Consider the following 16,735-nt stretch of genomic DNA (forward strand, 5'->3'; position numbering starts at 1 on the left):
CCTCAGGGTGCCAGCCCGTCGAACAGGGTTTGGGTCAGTTGGCGGATGCGCCTCTCATGCGCGAACAGATCCGGCACCTGGTCCTGGACCAGGCGCATGAACAGCACCGAGCTGTAGTCGTTGAGGAAGTCGGCCACGAAGTCGACATCCAAATCCTTTCTGAGCAGGCCGCGCGCCTGCAACTCGCGCAACAGGTCGCCGACCTGCTGGACCAGGCGTGAATTTAGCTGAGCCGCTGCTTCGGGGCGCTGGGTGAGCAGCCCCAGCGGCAATAGCTCACGCCAGATGGCCACTGGCAGCGCCTCCAGCTCCTGGCGGATGATCTGCGATTCCAGGTGACACATGGCATCGACCGCATTGTCGAAAGCCGGCATCTGCAACCGCGCGTCCGACACCGCGCGCTGATCTGCCTTTTCCAGCAGCGCCAGCAGGATGTCCTGCTTGCTACCGAAGTAGTTAAACACCGTGGGCGTGGACACCCCCGCCTGCACCGCGATCTGTTCGACCGTGGTCGAGGAAAAGCCCTGCCCCTCGAACAACGCCAATGCTGCCCCAACGATTGCCTCCCGACGCTGCTCCTTCTGCCGCTGCCGCAATCCGCTCATACCGTCCCTCCTAAAGGCTCTTCTAAGGCCTTGATTCTAGTAAATTTTCAATTTCGATCAAATATTTTATTTGACTATAAATTTTTATGATTATAAAAAAAAGGCACTAACAGCGGAGAGAGTTTCCATGAGTACCGATTTCGCCCTAGCGCTTCGCGGCGCGTATCACGCCAGCGCCACCCCGATGCAGCCGTTGATGCAAGGCTTCCCGCCGCCCGCGGAGCAGCGCGTGACCTGGCACAACTTCATGACGCCGCCCCACAACCGCTGGGCTTTCCACAACCTGGGGCGCATCCGCCCGAACATCAGCGTCGAGCGCGGTGCCGGCCAGGTTCGCTCACTGCCCGTCGCCCCTTACGACATCGATGGTTTTTCCTTCCAAAGCGCGGCCGGGCACGAAGTGCATCTGTCGGAGCATCTCAGCGCTACGCATACCGATGGCTGGCTGGTGCTGAAGGACGGACAGATCGTCCACGAGCTCTACGCCAACGGTCATCAGGAACATAAGCGCCACATCATGTTCTCCGTGACCAAGTCGCTGATCGGCATGAAAGCGCAGGAGCTGGTACAGAGCGGTCAGCTGGACGACCAGGCCCTTGCCTCCCACTACGTTCCCGAATTTGCCGGCAGCGCCTTTGGCGATGCCAGCGTGCGTCAGCTGATGGACATGGCCGTGGGCATCGACTATGACGAGGTCTACGACGATCCGAATTCCGGTAGTTCGCAGTTCGGCTACGCCTGTGGCCTCACCCCGCCGCCGCCCGGCATCAAAGCCTGCCAGTCGCTCTACGAATACCTGCCAGCCACGCGCAAACTTGGTGAGCATGGCGGTTTCTTCCACTATGTCACCGCCACCACCGAAGCCCTAGGCTGGGTCATGGAGCGCGCCAGCGGGCGTAGCTGCGCCGCGATGCTTGGCGATATCTGGTCAGAGCTGGGCTGCGAGCGCGATGGCTTCTTCGTCGCCGACCCCTGGGGGCGCAATGTCACTGGCTGCGGCTTCAACGCGACCCTGCGAGACATGGCCCGCTATGGCGAATTGCTGCTGAGCAAGGGCAACTGCAGGGGCGATCAGCTTATCTCGGCCGATGCCATCGGTGCCGTTCTGGCCGGCGGAGACCCGGCAATCTACGCCGCCAATGAAAGCTTCGCCCAATGGAGCCCAGGCGCTAGCTACAAGAGTCAGTGGTACGTCTATCCAAATGAAGCCCTGCTCGCGGTCGGCATCCACGGCCAGTACCTGTACGTGGACTTCAAGCATGGGGTAGTGATCGTCAAGCAATCGTCCATGCCGGTAGCCGAAAGCATTCTGGATATCGACACGGTGCGCCTGATACGCGCGCTGGCCCGTACTCTCTAGTCGTCGATCAGCAAGGAGACGTTCCATGAAAAAACCATTCAGCACATGCACGGCAGCACTGCTGCTGAGCGCTACCTGCCTCTGGGCGAACGCAGCGCCAGCCGGAGGCGAGCTGCGCATCTACAACTGGATCGAGTACCTGCCCAAGGACGTCTTGCAGGACTTCCAGAAAGAGTCGGGCATCAAGGTCATCTACGATGTTTTCGACAGTCCGCAAACGCTCGAAGCACGTTTGCTGACCGGCACTGCCGGCTACGACGTGGCCTTTCCCAGTAGCAGCCAGGTGCCTAACCTGATCGGGGCTGGTGCACTCCAGCCGCTGCAGCGCCAGCAGCTACCGCATTGGCAGCAACTCGACGCACAGTTCATGCACCAGCGCGAGAACATCGACCCCGGCAACCGTTACTCGGTACCCTATCTCTGGGGCAGTACCCTGCTCGGCTACAACCAGGCCAAGGTCGAAGCCGTGCTGGGTAAGGGTGTCGACATGCGCGACTACGACCTGATATTCAAGCCCGAGAACATCGCCAAGCTCAGCCAGTGTGGCGTGGCAATCCTCGATAGCCCGACCGAGATTGTACCGATCACCCTGCGCTACCTGGGCCTCAACCCCAACAGTACCGACCCGGACGACTTCGCCAAGGCAGAGGCCGCGCTCAAAGCCATTCGCCCGTACGTACGCTACTTCAACTCGGCAAAGTACCCGCAGGATTTGGCCAACGGCGACATCTGCGTGGCTCTGGGCTGGTCCGGCGGCATGCTGGCGGCTCGCAACATGGCGCTGGCCGCAAACAACGGTAACGACATTCGTATGGCACTACCGCGTCAGGGCACGCTGATGTGGTCGGATGACATGGTCATCCCCAAGGATGCACAGAACCTCAAGCAGGCCCACGCCTTCATCGACTACCTGCTGCGTCCAGAAGTGATTGCCCGGGTGACCAACCAGATCGGCTACCCCAACCCCAACACGGCCAGCACGGCGCTGGTCGCCCCGGAGTTGCTCAATGAGAAGAACCTGTTCGTTCCGGAAGAAGATCGCCACCAGCTGTTCCAGGTCGAGCCGCCACACCGCAAAGTTCTGCGCCTGATGACCCGTCTGTGGAACCGGGTGCGCTCCGATGTCTGAACCCAAGCTGCACCTGGCCATGTGCCTGAACGTGTGGATCGGCCCTGGCATCGACCGAGGCCTCAGCGAGCACGGCTTGCGCATCGATTACCCGATTCTCGGCGGGCGCTTTGCCGGACCTGGCCTCACCGGGGAGATACCTTTGGAAGGCGCCGACTACTACTTGGAGCGCGCCGATGGCAATGGTGTGCTGAATGCCCAATACGGCCTGCGCTGCGATGACGGCGCCCTGATCAAAGTGCACAACCGCGGCTTGCTAATTCTGTCGGACAAGGGGCATGAACTGGCGCGCGATACCTGGCCAATACCGGACAGCGAGTACCGCTGCCGCTGCACACCGCAGTTCACTACCGACAGCCCACGCTACCGCTGGCTGACGCAGCACCTGTTCCTCGGCGTCATCACCTACCCCACCGAACACGGGGTATGGATCGAATGCTACCGGGTCGACTAACCCAGCATCTAGGCAACCACCTCACCAGCACTGACAACACCAAGCCTTAGCCACTTTCGGTTCGACTCAGCACGAGCCACATGCATCCTCATGCCCGAAAAAGTGAGCAGGCAGATAACAAGAAATGCAGATCCACTTCATCTCTGCCAGATAAATCAGAACAATGGAGCAGAAGTACATGAACAAGATTGCAACCTGGGGGTTGGCCAGCAGCCTACTCGCCCTTTCCATCTCCGCTCAGGCCGTCGACCTGACCCCGGAAACCATGCTGGACATCAACCTCGGCATCGCCAGTGACTGGCGCGTAGGTGGCCTCTCGCTGAACATGGGCGGCGCGCCCGTCTACCAGGGCAACGCGACCCTGGTGCACAAGCTGAGCGGCCTTTACTTGGGTGCCTATGCTGTATCCGTCGACATGGATACCGAGGCCAACCGCGAGATGGGCTACTACGTCGGCATCGCCCGCCCGATCACCGAGGACGCTCGTTTCTCGCTGACCTACATTCGCTACGAATACCCCGGCGACAGCTGGATCAACTTCGACGAACTCATCGGCACCCTCAGCTACCGCCAGGCCACTATCGGCGTGAAGTACGCCTGGGACCTGCAGACACCCAAGCCGATTGAGGAGGCCAACGAGCAAATCGCCGCAGCCCACGCGGCACAGGCCGCTGGACACATTCCAGCGTCAGTACAGCTGCCAGGGCTCATTCCGGAGCGCGACCCACACCGCACCATCGGTTGGGCCGAATACGACTTCTACCTGCCCTATGCGACCAAACTTAACGTGCGTTATGGCCACACCTGGACCCCGGACGAGAATGCCTGGACCTCGGCCAGCGGCAAAACCCGCAGCGGCTACAGCGACTGGGGGGTATCGCTGACCAAGCGCATGTGGGACATCGAGTGGAAGGCCGCCTATATCGACACCGATCTGTCGAAGGCTGAGTGCCAGAACAACTTCGGCGAGGGCGGCGACTGCCAGGCCACCGTGGTGTTCTCAGCGATGAAGAATTTCTGACTAGCCACCGAGCGAAGCGCCAAACCAGCGCTGTCGCCCGATGCATTTAAAGACAATCCATTCAAGACTGAGGCTCAGTTATGCAGATCACCCCTATCAAGCAAGCACTCGGCCTGAGCGCCCTCTGCGTAGCGCTGCTGATGGCCGGCTGTAACACCCAACCGCCGATGGACGGCCCACCTCCTTCCGATCGCAGCTTCCAGGCCTTCTGGGGCAAGCGCATCACCGGCTATATCACCGCAGCCGACGGCACCGAGTTGCGCTACTCGGTACTGCTTCCCAAGGGCGAAGGCAAGTTTCCGGTGCTGATCCGCTACAGCGGCTATGACTCCGGCAGCATCGGTGGCTCGGCCTACCTGGCCGACAACGAAACCTTCTCGGTGGCCATGGACAAGGATCTGGTTGAACGCGGCTACGCCGTGATGGGCGTGCAGGCCCGAGGCACCGGTTGCTCCCAGGGCACCTTCGACTTCCTCGGCCCGCAGTACGGCACCGACGGTCGCAGCGCCGTGGAGTTCGCCGCCCAGCAGAGCTGGTCCAACGGCAGTGTAGGCATGTTCGGCTGGTCCTGGGCCGGGATGTCGCAGTTAATGACCGCCAGCGAACGCCCCAAGGGGCTCAAAGCCATCGCCCCCGGCATGATCCTCGGCGACCCGCGTGGCGACAGCTGGGCCCCAGGCGGCGTCCCCAACCAAGAGTTCACCACCACCTGGCACTGGTTCGTCGACATGCGCTGGGACGCTGTCAAGGCCAGCGCCCAGACAGAGAAGGACGAACGCTGCCTGGCTCAGGTAGAAGAGAATAAGGCCAAGGTGGTCAGTTCCTCGCTGATGTACAACCTGATCCGCCACCCGCTGCGCGATGATTGGACCAAACAGCGCGAGCCGCGCAATCGCGCCAACGAGGTACAGGTGCCGGTGCTGTCCATGCAGAGCTGGCAGGACGAAGCGGTACTGGCCCGCGAAGGCTTCTACCAGGAACGCCTCGACCCGAAACTGCTGTGGATGGTGCAAACCAGCGGTGGCCACAATCTCTACGAGTCGGAGCGCTTCCGGAAGGAGAAGCTGTACCCCTTCCTCGACCATTTCGTGAAGGGTGAGCACAACGGTTTCGAGAGCGCCAAACAACTGGAAATCTGGCAGGAAACCGTGGCAGACGTCCGCGAGGGACGCCATCAACCGAACGAGACGGCTCACCCGAGCTGGACCATCGAGCGCGACCACTACCCACTTGCGGTCAAGCCTGTGAGCTTCGCCCTGAGCGAGGACGGTGAGCTGATCGAGGGGGGTCAGGGCAGCGGCGAGCCGGACGCCTACCTCTATCCGATCCCCGGCCCGGACGTGAACACCTACCTCAAGGACAACGCCTGGGGCTGGCAACACCCGCTGTGGAAACAGGGTAGCCTGGCCTACACCAGCGCGCCGTTCGAGCGTGACTTCCTCAGCTACGGCACCGCCAGCGCAGACATCTGGCTGTCCACCTTCCTGGCGCCTGATGCGGACGTGCAGGTCACCATCACCGAAGTGCGCCCGGACGACAAAGAAGTCTTCGTCCAGCGTGGCTGGTTGCGCATGTCCAACCGCATGCTGGATAAGAGCAAGTCCACTGAGCTGCGCCCCTGGCTGGTCGACGAGCCGGACGCTATCCAGCCGATGCTACCGAATGTGCCAGCCCTAGGCCGCGTGGAAATTCCGCCGTTCTCCCACCCGTTCCGCAAGGGTTCCAAGCTACGCATCTGGATCGACGCGCCCTCGCGCACGGGTGGCTACGGTTTCGCCTACTACTCGCTGCAGAGTCGCAACAGCGTGTACCACGACGCGCAGCACCCGTCGCGCCTGGTACTGGGTGAGCTGACCGACGTATCCGTACCGGAAGCGCTGCCAGCATGCGACACCCTGCTCAAGCAGCCCTGTCGCCACAACCCGCTGTCGGCCTTCAGCCGCCCGCTCTGATGCTGTGACGCAACGCCACCCGTGTCGCAACGGGTGGCTCTTCAACCAAGATTCGGGAGCGAACAGATGAATGCATTAAACACCCGCCGCAACACACTGCGCCTGATCGGCGCCCTCTGTCTGACCCTGGCCACAGCCTGGTTGCCGCAGGCCCAGGCCAGCGAGCTGAAAGAGAAGATCCCCAACCGCCTGACCGAGGAGTTGGTCATGCAAATCAACGTCAAGCTCGGCCCGCGCGAAGAGATGGGCAAGGGCCCGGACGGCACGCGTATCAACTACCCGATCATCGGCGGCACATTTGTCGGCAAGGGCATGAAGGGCACAGTGATACCTGGTGGTGCCGACATGTCGGTAATCCGCGAGGACGGCGTCTCCATGATCAACGCGCTGTACCGCCTGAAGACCGATGACGGGCAGATCATCATCATCGACAACGCCGGCATCTGGCGCCTCAACGAGTCCGGCCTGGCCAAGAAAGCTAAGGGACTGGAGCTGCGCGACATGAAGGAAAGCGACTTCTACTGCCGCACCACGCCCAAGTTCAAAACCCAGCCGGGCAAGCATGCTTGGCTCAACGACTACATCTTCACCGGCACCATCGATGGCGTCAGCGAGCATGAAGTGCTGATCAGCGTGTACCAAATCGGCGGCGAATGATGACGCCAGGGCGCAGACGTTTAGCTCCTTGGTCTGCGCCCGACTTCCTCTCCTCGTTTTAGCCACCCACCGAGCCAAGCAGTACAGAGAGACTCGTCATGTCCATCCTGAGAAAGGTCGCCATTGAGCGACGCCTGTGGCTGATTCTGCTCGTGGCCTTGCTGACAAACGCTCTGCTGATGGCCCTGGCCCTGCGCCAGATCCACGAGGGGCTGTATGGCACCAAGGTCTACCAGATCCAGACTGCCGTAGAAAATACCAATGGCATCCTCCAGCGCTTCTATCAGTTGGAAAAGAAAGGACTGTTGAGCCGGGATGATGCCCAGTCCCAGGCTCGCGAGATGATCCGAAGCCTGCGTTACGGCGGCAACGAATACTTCTTCATCCAGAACCTGCAGCAACGCATGCTGCTCCATCCCATGAAGCCCGAGATCGAAGGCCGCGACGTCGGCGATCTGAAAGACGCCAAAGGCGTATCGATCAACCGAGAGATGGTCAGAGTTGCCCAGGCCTCAGGGCACGGTATTGTCGAGTACAGCTGGCCAAAGCCAGGCTCGGTTCAGCCGGCGGACAAGATTTCCTATATCAGCCTGTTCGAACCCTGGGGCTGGATTCTCGGCACTGGCGCCTACATCGACGATATCCAGGCGATATTCTTTGGGGAAGTTATCAGGCTGGGCGGCATCGGTTTGGGCATCACTCTGCTGCTGACCCTGGTCACCGCGCTGATCTCACGCAGCATTACCCGGCCACTGTGCAATACCGTGCAGGCAATGGCCGAGATTTCCCGAGGCAATGGTGACTTGACCCGCCAATTAGCAACTGACGGCCGTGACGAACTTTCCGGTCTGGCCAAGGACTTCAACCGCTTCACCAAAACCGTGCGCGGTCTGATCGGCGAAATACTGGAATCCGCCAGCGCCACCGACGAGGCCGCCCGAACCATTCAGCACAACGCCACCTCGGCCAGGGCTCAGAGCGACCTGCAGGCGCGGCAGGTCACCCTGATCGCCACTGCACTCAACGAAGTGACCTACAGCATCCAGGACGTTGCCGGTAATGCCGAAGCTTCGGCCAGGGAAGTGGCCAATGCCGAGCTACAGGCACTTGACGGTCTGCATAACGTAGAACTCACCCTCAATGAAATCGCCTCGCTTTCGTCGCTCATCAGCCAGGGCGTGGAAACTATTCATTCGCTGGCCGAGCAAAACGAACGCATCAGTTCGGTACTGGCCTTCGTCCGCTCGATTGCCGAACAGACCAACCTGCTCGCGCTTAACGCTGCCATCGAGGCCGCCCGGGCTGGCGAGCAGGGCCGCGGGTTCGCTGTGGTCGCCGACGAGGTACGGTTACTGGCGCAAAAGACCCAGGATGCCACCGCTGAAATTCAGACGATGATCGGCGAACTGCGCGTCAGCAGCAGCTCTGCGGTCAACATGATCGGCGACACCCACAGACTGTCCGAGCGCACCGTGACCCAGGCCAACTTGGCCGGGCAATGCCTGCAGGCCATCGTCGACTCGCTGCGCGCGATTACCACGCAGGGTCACAGCGTTGCCGAGGCTACACGCCAGCAATCCCTGGCCGTTGAAGACATCAATCAGAACCTGGCCACCGCCTCCGTACAAGCGCAGGAGGCCGCCCAGTTCGCCAAGCTCACACGCGGACTGAGCGACAGCTTGCAAGCGACCTCCAGCGACCTCCAGCACGCGCTCAAGCGCTTCACGTTCTAACCCCGAACCCTGTTTCACCGACGCTACACGCGTCGGCGTGCTTTGCCATGAGCCTATAAAAACTATGAAAAGACTCGCCACCACACTTACCGCCCACTCCCTTTTGCAGGCCTCACTCTCAGCACACGCAGCGGCTGACCTGGTTCTGGTTAATGGCCGCATATTCACCACCGAGCAAACCCAGCCACAGGTTCAGGCTATGGCGATCCAGGGCGAGACCATCCTGGCCATCGGAAGCAATAATGAGGTTATGGCTCTGGCTGATAACAACACAGAGATACTCGATGTCGCCAGCAAACGGGTCATGCCCGGACTGATCGACACCCACTCGCATGCCATCTACGGCGGCCTGTCGCTGTCTTCCGCAAGCATGAAAGATACAGTCGTCGATCTGCCTGAACTGGAATAGCGCCTGCGCCAGTGGTGCCACGACGGCAGTGCCCGACTGGGCCCGGAGATTCTCCAGGTGCAGGGCATCAACTCCAAATACTGGGCGCGCGTGGAGGAATTGGGTCAGCGCTTCAATCACGGTGAGTGGGCCGACACGCCGCTAACCCTGATGGGCAGCGACCATCACACCGCGTGGGTCAATGCCCGCATGATGCAGATGGCGGGTGTCGGTCAACCTCTGCTGGCCAGTCTCCCGGAAGCCGAGCGCGGAACCATCGGCGTGCTCGCCAATGGTCAGCCCAGCGGCTTTCTGGTCGATGCCGGTTGGGATCGAGTCTCTGCCATATTGCCACCGATAGATACAGCAACCTTGATGAAGGGCGCCCAGGCGGCAGTGCGCTACTACACCAGCGTCGGCGTCACCGGCTGGATGGATCCGGCAGCCAATGCCTCTCCAGGTCAGGCAGTGTTCAATATCAAACCGACCGAACACAGTACCGGTGTACTCCCTGGCTACAAAGCACTGGCGGAAAAAGGTCGCCTTTACGCCCACGTGGCCGCACTACTGGTAACTAACCCCAAGAGTCGCCCAGCAGACCTGGAGGTGTTGGAGAAAGTCCGCCAACAGTTCGCAGGCGTGCCCAACCTGACGCTGCCCGGGGTGAAGATCTTCGCTGATGGAGTTCTAGAGTTCCCCGCACAAAGCGCCGCGCTGATCGATCCGTACAACAACAGCCACAAACAGGGCGAACTGCTGATCGACCCGCAACACTTCGGCGAACTGGTCACCGCAGTCGACCAGCGTGGCTGGTTGATGCACATCCATGCCGTGGGTGATCGCGCCGTGCGCGAGTCCTTAAATGGCTTCGAACAGGTGCGCGAGGCTGACAACAGCGGCGTTGCCCACTCGATCACCCACTTGCAGCTGGTTCATCCGTGCGAGATCGCCCGCTTCAAGAAACTCAACTTGATTGCCTCAATGCAGCTTCTGTGGGCCACGGCGGACGAGTACGCCATCGACATGGTCAAGCCGTACGTCAGCGCTTTCGCCTACCACTATCAGTACCCGGCCCGCTCGTTGCTGAAGGCCGGAGCCACCATCGCCGGCGCCAGTGATTGGCTGGTATCCCCTGCCAACCCCTGGCTGGCCATCGCCCGGGCCACCACACGCCAGGGCAACAAGGGCGTACTCAACGACAGCGAAACCATTACCCGCGACGTGATGTTCTACGCCTACACCCTAAACGCCGCCAAGACCCTACGTCTTGACGACCGCATCGGCTCACTGGTCAAAGGCAAGTCGGCAGACTTCGCCATTCTCGATCGGGATGTGTTCAGCGTGAACGAACAGGCACTAAGCGAAACGCAGGTGCTGGCAACCTATTTTGCGGGCCGGAAGGCGTATCAACGGCAAAGGTGAGGCTGCGCAGAGCGACGTGTAAACCGCAGTGGTTAACAGATCAAAAAACTGGTTTTCGCGTACGGATTGCCCGGCTGAGGCAGAGTAGAAGAATCGGTGAAGGGCTTGCCATAACGAGGATATAAAGAGGAATGATTGCATGTGTCGGTGCTCGTCGAGATGATGAGGTGTATGAGGCTGCGGCTTGACATATTGATCAAAAAGCCTCGTATTAACGGGGCTTTTTTTATTTCGATGTATTTTCTATCGTCGTTAAGCTCTGCTTGCTGATCTACGCTACTGCCTCAATAGCAGCAACCGTTCAGACTACACGCCGACACGGCTCAAACTGCCCCTGGAGCCGCTAGCTGAATTTTGGATTTTGACTCAATGGCCGCAGCAGCCAACCGTGCTCAACTAAAACAGCTTTCACTTTCGATGCCATCTCAACCGACTCAGGGGAATCGCCGTGAACGCAGATGCTGTCGATTTGCACTGGCATCCGCTTTCCGCTGACGGTAGTAATGCTCTGGGTTTCTATCATTTCCAAAACACGTTGGGCAGCTAGCTCCGCATCATGGATTACCGCTCCCTCCAGTTTCCTTGACAGTAGATAACCACTGTCATCGTAAGCGCGATCTGCGAAGACTTCCCTCGCAATCTTCAAGCCGGCTCGCTCAGCTACTTGCTCGGTCAAACTATAAGGCGGGATGACGAAGGTAAGGCTTTCATCTACCCGAAGCACGGCATTCACAATGGCTTGAGATAAGCCCTCGTCAATGGCCGCCATGTTCCCGAGCGCCCCGTGAGCCTTGAAGTGAGTGACCTTACCCCCATGCATCTTGGCCACTGCTTGGAGTGCGCCTATCTGGTAAGCGATGATCTGCTCTACATCCTCCGGCTTCTGTCCAGGTATCTGCCGACGACCAAAACCCCATAAATCCATGAACCCTGGGTGAGCACCGATATCCACCCCTTCTGCGATTGCCTTCGTAACCGTGTCTCGCATGACAAGTGGATCACCCGCGTGGAAGCCACAAGCGACGTTCGCAGAAGTCACGATCTTCAGAAGTGCGGCGTCATCGCCCATGGTGTAAGGACCAAAGCTTTCGCCCATATCCGAGTTGAGATCGATGATTTTCATGAGTGGTTCCTTTCGGTGAAAACGCTGACTAATGGAGCGGCGTAGCCCACAGTCGCCAAGGGCTTGGCGATTACTTCAGCTACGACGCCGCCCACATCACAGGTGACGGGGAACAGCAGCTCGCCGACCTTAAGGAAAGCAATTACTTTTCCGGCTTCGAAATGATCACCAGCCTTTAGCGATTCGCTAGGGGCGGATGGGTGAAATGGTAGGAATAAACCGAACCCCGGGCTTGTGATTGTCTGCACCGATTCCTCTACAGCGTTGGCCGTTGAGCTCAGCACTGGCGCAATCGCAACGGCGGGCAGAGAAGGCCCTGCCGCCTTTTCCACCCGTATTGAGAAACCGGGACCTTCCACCTCTAACTCGTTCATACCGCTCTTAGCGAAATGACGGCAGAGCTCTTCAATATCCGTTAGATTCATCGGCATATCACCTCCCTCATACGCTTCACCGCCGTGAGATAATTTGCATCAGCGGACTCAGCAGCAGCGGCTTCCTCCACGCTACATTCGACCAGGCGGACCTGCGTGCCAGCCGCAGAATGGGCGAGCAATCGCAGGTCGGATTCAATAACAGTTCCAAGGCGTGGGTACCCGCCAGAGGTTTGAGCATCCGCGAGCATCACAATAGGCTGCCCGTTCGGAGGTAGCTGCATTAAGCCAGGCAAGAATGCGTACGACAGCAGTTCTACGTTCTTACCAAGGTCCAACACGGGACCAACAAGCCCGTAACCGATTCGATTGCTCTGTCGAGACACTGTCCACTCGGTACTCCAAAACTCTCGACGAGCATTTGACGTCAGCTGCTCGAACTCGAAGCCAGGCATAAATCTTAAGCTCTTCAGAAGCTCTCGCTCAGGTGGGCAGGCGCCGAAGCTGCTGGTTGTTGGTACACCTCTGGCTTGTCCAAAGTGAAGTACATCACCAGTCTTGAGCATTCGGCCCTCATATCCTCCGAAGGCACCCTTCAGATCGGTGCTGGACGAGTGCAGGACTTGATGAACCGACACTCCTCCCTGGAGGCAAAGATATGCAATGCCGCCTGTTGGGCTTCCCGACAGGCGCAACACTTGGCCCTTGCGGGCCTGGGTGCACCACCAAGGCGGCAACACTAAGCCGTCCAAGGAAGCCTTTGCTGCTGCGCCGGTTACGGAAAATCTGCAATCGGCCCCGAACCGGATCTCGAACGGACAGATCAAAATCTCTATGGCGGGCGCGCTTTGATCGTTGCCCAACAGAACGTTACCTACCGACAAAGCCAGCTGATCCAATGCGCCAGCCGTCCCTACACCTATACGCCGATATCCTGAGCGCCCGTTATCCTGGACAGTGGTGCCCGGCATGCATTTCACAACTTCGATCATGCTGACACCTCCAAAATTTCAAACTGGACCCTATCACCGGGCGCGAGCAGAGCTGGCGGATCCAAACGATGATCAAAAAAGACTTGTTCGGTGGACCCGATCAAGTTCCAACCACTGGGCATGGTTGCAGCTATAACACCGGTTTGACTCCCACCAATAGCGACACTTCCAGCCTCGACTCGTTGGCGGGGAGCGCTACGCCGTGGAGCATGAAGCGCTGATTCCAGCCCTCCCAAGTAAGCAAAGCCTGGGTGGGCGCCCAAACAAAACACCGTGTACTGGGAACGCGCGTGGCGCTCAACGAATTGGTTGATAGACAACCCGGCGTGGCGGGCAAGTTCACTCAGATCTGCACCGCGGTCTCCCCCATAATGAACACCGATCTTGATGCACCGACTCTCGCGTTGCTGGTTTTGATCGCTCGCCAAGTGCCATAGCTCAGGCAGCCGAGGGAAAGCATTTTCGCGAGCCTGTAGCGAATCGAAGATGAGTAAAAGGTTATTCATTCCCGGCACGCTTTCAGTGAGGCCGGCCAATTCCTGGCTGAGGAGATCTAGGCCCCAGCAGATCTGCTGCACCTCCACAGAAGCCTGTGCCTGCTGACACTCAATAAGGACGGCACGGGTACCCATTCGGTGAAACTGCAGATTTTTCATAGCATTTTCCCATCAGCTCGCATCAAGCATCAGCTTAATCGAGGCGTTTCACTCGCATCCGCCCCGTTAAGCTCAACTCATTTAGACCGTTGCCTCAATCGAAATTTCGGAGATCAACGCAACGGTATGGTGTATTGAACGATTAACCGGTTCTCATCCAAATCGTTTCCAAACGAAGACCGCACAGTCGCATTTCGCCAGCGAAGCGATAGATTTTTGAGCGGACCGCTTTGGAACGCGTATGTGATGTCTGTATCACGCTCCCACTCCTTACCGGTTGCCCCGCTCGAAAGAGCGACGTCATCACCCGTGACATATCGCGTCATGAACACGAGTCCAGGTACTCCATAGGCTGCCAGGTTGAGGTCATACCGGGCCTGCCAGGAGCGCTCATTCACATTTGCAAAATCGTTGATTTGTATGAAGTTAATCAAATAGGGATCAGAATTGGCTACGTAAGGATATGGATCGTCCCCCCGCATTTTTTGGTAACCCACTCCAAAGGAGTGCGCTGATTTTCGCAGCGTGACCATGGCGCCAAAAGCTTTGTTATCAATGGCCCGAAAACTGCCATCCTCACTGCTCTTGGCGAAGCGTGCCTCGGTCTTGATGGAGGTGTCTTCGGAAAGATTGAAGGTGTAGCCGGCATTGGCTACGTACTGTTGGTAAACCTCATCCAGCTTGCCATAATGCAGGCCAATGGTAGATTGGGAACTGGGCGCATAATCGCCCCCGTAGAAGGCGTAATAGTCACCTTCTCCACCAATGCGGTTGCCAACCATCTTTGCCCAATGACCTGATTGCGCCGGCAGTGCGTCGGTGATTTTGGCCGCCTGCACAGTCAATCCATCAATTTCACTGGATTCGATCATAGCGCCCCGGAACATCTGGGGAAGCAAGCGTCCATCTGGAGAAAGCAACATCTGGTTTCGGAATATGAGTGTTCCGACCTTCGCCGTTGTCTTTGATAGCTTTGCTTTTCCAGTAATGCCTAATTTTGAGTATTCGTCCTGAGAATCGCCATCAGACCCTGTGGGAAACAATGCAGTTCCGGCACGATCATGGCTGGAGTCAAGCTTGAATCCGACCATGCCAATGGCATCCACACCTAAACCAAGCACGCCGGAAGTGTATCCAGACTCCCCTCTGAATATGAATCCTTGTCCCCATTCTGCAGCTTTGCTTTGACCACTAGCAGCGCTGCCTCCCGGTTGACGAAAGTCTCGGTTAAAATACAGATTACGAAGTTCTAAAGTGGCTTTACTGTCTTCGAAAAACTCCGCGCTAGCATTCGATGGCAACAAGCAAGCGCTGGTTAGCAATGCCAAAGGCATCGCCTGGATAGTCAAAAGGCGCATGATAACCATACCTCAGGAAAAATTATTATTAGGCAGGTACGCAGAATAATTGGACGAAAGCTTCTAGCTTAGAGTCGATAGCTCTCGTCCGACTGACTGGATAAATTAGTTATTTATACTTTCCAGCGATTGCTTACGGGTTTCTTGACCCAAGCAGATAATAATCACAGCAAACACGAGCAAGACGCAGCCGACAATACCAATCACAAGCTTGATACCGCCGCTCGCGAAGATTGCTGGAATTGCAAAGGGAATGGTCGTCGCAACCAGTCGGGCGATTGCGCTACAGGTACCTGTTCCACGCATACGCAACCGGGTCGGGAATAGCTCAGACATGTAAATTGCCTGCCCGACAACTACGAGTGTGTAAATGGAGGTAATCAGCAGGAACCCTGCGGCGATCAAGGCTGTTTCATCTGTCAGAGAGACGTAAACCCCGGCAATCACTGCAGCACAGAATGCAGCTGCCACAAGCATTGGCTTACGACCCACTTTATCCACCAGTAGCAGTGCGATTAATCCTCCAACCGGCCCGCCAAAGCTCATGATCGTGTTCCACTGGAGGGATTTAACGATCCCCAAGCCCTGCTGTACAAAAAATGATGGAAGCCAGCTGACCAACCCATAGAGGCAAATCTGGATTGTGACCATGATCGCGATACCTACGATCATTTTGGCGCGATGGGGCTTCTTGAACAGATCGCCGATGGTGGCCTGAATAGGTTCTTTACCTACCGCACTCTGAACCTTTGTATCAGGCGGAGTCGTGATGTTCATGGACCTTTCAACCGATGCAACGATGGCGTCAGCTTCCTCAAATCGGCCTTTCGATGCCAACCAGCGCGGAGATTCCGGCATCGATTTACGCATTGCCCAGATCAGTACCGCCGCGATGCCGGCGATGGCGAACATCCAACGCCAGCCCAGGTTCGGAATTACCCACAAAGCACAGACACCTGCGACAAAGAGAGCGGACTGAGCGATAAATGACAGCAAAGCAACCAGGCGTCCGCGCTTGTTCGGCGGCACGAACTCACTAAGTGTTGCAAAACCAAGTACCAACTCGCCACCTAGGCCGATACCCATGATGAAGCGCAACCCAATCAAAACATACATGTTAGGTGCGAATGCTGCCGCGATAGAAGCCAGCCCAAATATAGCCAAATTTATTTGATAGCAATATCTTCGACCAATCCGATCACCCAAGACGCCAGAGGCCCAAGCTCCAATAATGAAGCCCATGAAGGTTGCGGAGATAAACCACGCATTGAGCTGAGAAGTGCTCCACTGTTCTGCCAACAGCGCACCAAGCACGCTGCCCGCCAAGGCCAGTTCGAAGGAGTCAAGGAAGAGGCCGGCTCCGATCATGAATATCAGACGGTAGTGAAAACGACCCACAGGAAGTCGGTCTAAGCGATTAGCTATGCTTAGTTCCGAGTGACGATCGTTAATTGTCAGCTCTGAGTGTGTCATGCTCTTTCTCTATATTGTTGTTTAAAAGAGCTCTACTA

At 57.9% G+C, this 16,735-nt stretch carries 14 protein-coding genes and 2 pseudogenes; 9 read left to right on the plus strand and 7 right to left on the minus strand.

Going from position 1 to position 16,735, the window contains the following annotated elements:
* Positions 1-2 precede the first annotated feature (2 nt).
* Positions 3-605, minus strand: coding sequence for a TetR/AcrR family transcriptional regulator (locus PVV54_RS14215; protein WP_274905860.1), 603 nt, complete (start codon positions 603-605; stop codon positions 3-5).
* Between the two features lie 127 nt (positions 606-732).
* On the opposite strand from PVV54_RS14215, the gene PVV54_RS14220 reads away from it, so the two are divergent.
* The 9 genes and pseudogenes from PVV54_RS14220 (at position 733) to PVV54_RS14255 (ending at position 10,721) form a co-directional block, all read left to right on the plus strand.
* Positions 733-1,965, plus strand: a complete 1,233-nt coding sequence (locus PVV54_RS14220) for a serine hydrolase domain-containing protein (protein WP_274905861.1) — start codon at positions 733-735, stop codon at positions 1,963-1,965.
* Positions 1,966-1,990: 25 nt separating this feature from the next.
* Positions 1,991-3,094, plus strand: a complete 1,104-nt coding sequence (locus PVV54_RS14225; protein WP_274905862.1) for a polyamine ABC transporter substrate-binding protein — start codon at positions 1,991-1,993, stop codon at positions 3,092-3,094.
* Positions 3,087-3,548: a DUF3237 domain-containing protein gene (locus PVV54_RS14230; protein WP_274905863.1), complete on the plus strand. Its 462-nt coding sequence runs from the start codon at positions 3,087-3,089 to the stop codon at positions 3,546-3,548. The genes PVV54_RS14225 and PVV54_RS14230 overlap by 8 nt, the downstream gene beginning before the upstream one ends.
* A gap of 178 nt (positions 3,549-3,726) precedes the next feature.
* Positions 3,727-4,569, plus strand: a complete 843-nt coding sequence (locus PVV54_RS14235) for a TorF family putative porin (RefSeq protein ID WP_274905864.1) — start codon at positions 3,727-3,729, stop codon at positions 4,567-4,569.
* A gap of 80 nt (positions 4,570-4,649) precedes the next feature.
* Positions 4,650-6,521: a CocE/NonD family hydrolase gene (locus PVV54_RS14240; protein ID WP_274905865.1), complete on the plus strand. Its 1,872-nt coding sequence runs from the start codon at positions 4,650-4,652 to the stop codon at positions 6,519-6,521.
* Between the two features lie 66 nt (positions 6,522-6,587).
* The gene (locus PVV54_RS14245) at positions 6,588-7,178 is read left to right on the plus strand and encodes a DUF3237 domain-containing protein (protein ID WP_274905866.1); all 591 of its coding nucleotides are present in this window, start codon (positions 6,588-6,590) and stop codon (positions 7,176-7,178) included.
* Positions 7,179-7,357: 179 nt separating this feature from the next.
* A pseudogene (locus PVV54_RS26610) lies at positions 7,358-8,050 on the plus strand (cache domain-containing protein); the annotation flags it as partial.
* Positions 8,051-8,059: 9 nt separating this feature from the next.
* Positions 8,060-8,911 (plus strand): methyl-accepting chemotaxis protein, encoded by an 852-nt coding sequence (locus PVV54_RS26615; RefSeq protein WP_446731465.1) that lies wholly within the window; start codon positions 8,060-8,062, stop codon positions 8,909-8,911.
* A 64-nt stretch (positions 8,912-8,975) separates the two neighbouring features.
* Positions 8,976-10,721: pseudogene (locus tag PVV54_RS14255) on the plus strand (amidohydrolase).
* A gap of 343 nt (positions 10,722-11,064) precedes the next feature.
* On the opposite strand, the gene PVV54_RS14260 reads toward PVV54_RS14255, so the two are convergent.
* The 6 genes from PVV54_RS14260 to PVV54_RS14285 form a co-directional block, all read right to left on the minus strand.
* Positions 11,065-11,844, minus strand: a complete 780-nt coding sequence (locus PVV54_RS14260) for a LamB/YcsF family protein (RefSeq protein WP_274905868.1) — start codon at positions 11,842-11,844, stop codon at positions 11,065-11,067.
* Positions 11,841-12,275, minus strand: coding sequence for an acetyl-CoA carboxylase biotin carboxyl carrier protein (locus PVV54_RS14265; RefSeq protein WP_274905869.1), 435 nt, complete (start codon positions 12,273-12,275; stop codon positions 11,841-11,843). The genes PVV54_RS14260 and PVV54_RS14265 overlap by 4 nt, the downstream gene beginning before the upstream one ends.
* Positions 12,266-13,210 (minus strand): 5-oxoprolinase subunit C family protein, encoded by a 945-nt coding sequence (locus PVV54_RS14270; protein WP_274905870.1) that lies wholly within the window; start codon positions 13,208-13,210, stop codon positions 12,266-12,268. Before PVV54_RS14270 ends, PVV54_RS14265 begins: the two co-directional genes overlap by 10 nt.
* Positions 13,207-13,866, minus strand: a complete 660-nt coding sequence (gene pxpB / locus PVV54_RS14275; protein ID WP_274905871.1) for a 5-oxoprolinase subunit PxpB — start codon at positions 13,864-13,866, stop codon at positions 13,207-13,209. Before pxpB ends, PVV54_RS14270 begins: the two co-directional genes overlap by 4 nt.
* Before the next feature lie 113 nt (positions 13,867-13,979).
* On the minus strand, positions 13,980-15,224 hold the full coding sequence (locus PVV54_RS14280) for an OprD family porin (protein WP_274905872.1): 1,245 nt from the start codon (positions 15,222-15,224) through the stop codon (positions 13,980-13,982).
* A gap of 105 nt (positions 15,225-15,329) precedes the next feature.
* Entirely contained in the window at positions 15,330-16,697 is a 1,368-nt protein-coding gene (locus PVV54_RS14285) for an MFS transporter (RefSeq protein WP_274905873.1), read from the minus strand.
* Positions 16,698-16,735: the final 38 nt, after the last annotated feature.

The organism is Pseudomonas sp. PSKL.D1 (assembly GCF_028898945.1).
Classification (GTDB): Bacteria; Pseudomonadota; Gammaproteobacteria; order Pseudomonadales; family Pseudomonadaceae; genus Aquipseudomonas.

Bases quoted from the DNA above. Each gene is read 5' to 3' on its own strand.
- PVV54_RS14215 (WP_274905860.1), bottom strand. From the start codon at position 605: ATGAGCGGATTGCGGCAGCGGCAGAAGGAGCAGCGTCGGGAGGCAATC.
- PVV54_RS14220 (WP_274905861.1), top strand. From the start codon at position 733: ATGAGTACCGATTTCGCCCTAGCGCTTCGCGGCGCGTATCACGCCAGC.
- PVV54_RS14225 (WP_274905862.1), top strand. From the start codon at position 1,991: ATGAAAAAACCATTCAGCACATGCACGGCAGCACTGCTGCTGAGCGCT.
- PVV54_RS14230 (WP_274905863.1), top strand. From the start codon at position 3,087: ATGTCTGAACCCAAGCTGCACCTGGCCATGTGCCTGAACGTGTGGATC.
- PVV54_RS14235 (WP_274905864.1), top strand. From the start codon at position 3,727: ATGAACAAGATTGCAACCTGGGGGTTGGCCAGCAGCCTACTCGCCCTT.
- PVV54_RS14240 (WP_274905865.1), top strand. From the start codon at position 4,650: ATGCAGATCACCCCTATCAAGCAAGCACTCGGCCTGAGCGCCCTCTGC.
- PVV54_RS14245 (WP_274905866.1), top strand. From the start codon at position 6,588: ATGAATGCATTAAACACCCGCCGCAACACACTGCGCCTGATCGGCGCC.
- PVV54_RS14260 (WP_274905868.1), bottom strand. From the start codon at position 11,844: ATGAAAATCATCGATCTCAACTCGGATATGGGCGAAAGCTTTGGTCCT.
- PVV54_RS14265 (WP_274905869.1), bottom strand. From the start codon at position 12,275: ATGCCGATGAATCTAACGGATATTGAAGAGCTCTGCCGTCATTTCGCT.
- PVV54_RS14270 (WP_274905870.1), bottom strand. From the start codon at position 13,210: ATGATCGAAGTTGTGAAATGCATGCCGGGCACCACTGTCCAGGATAAC.
- pxpB (WP_274905871.1), bottom strand. From the start codon at position 13,866: ATGAAAAATCTGCAGTTTCACCGAATGGGTACCCGTGCCGTCCTTATT.
- PVV54_RS14280 (WP_274905872.1), bottom strand. From the start codon at position 15,224: ATGCGCCTTTTGACTATCCAGGCGATGCCTTTGGCATTGCTAACCAGC.
- PVV54_RS14285 (WP_274905873.1), bottom strand. From the start codon at position 16,697: ATGACACACTCAGAGCTGACAATTAACGATCGTCACTCGGAACTAAGC.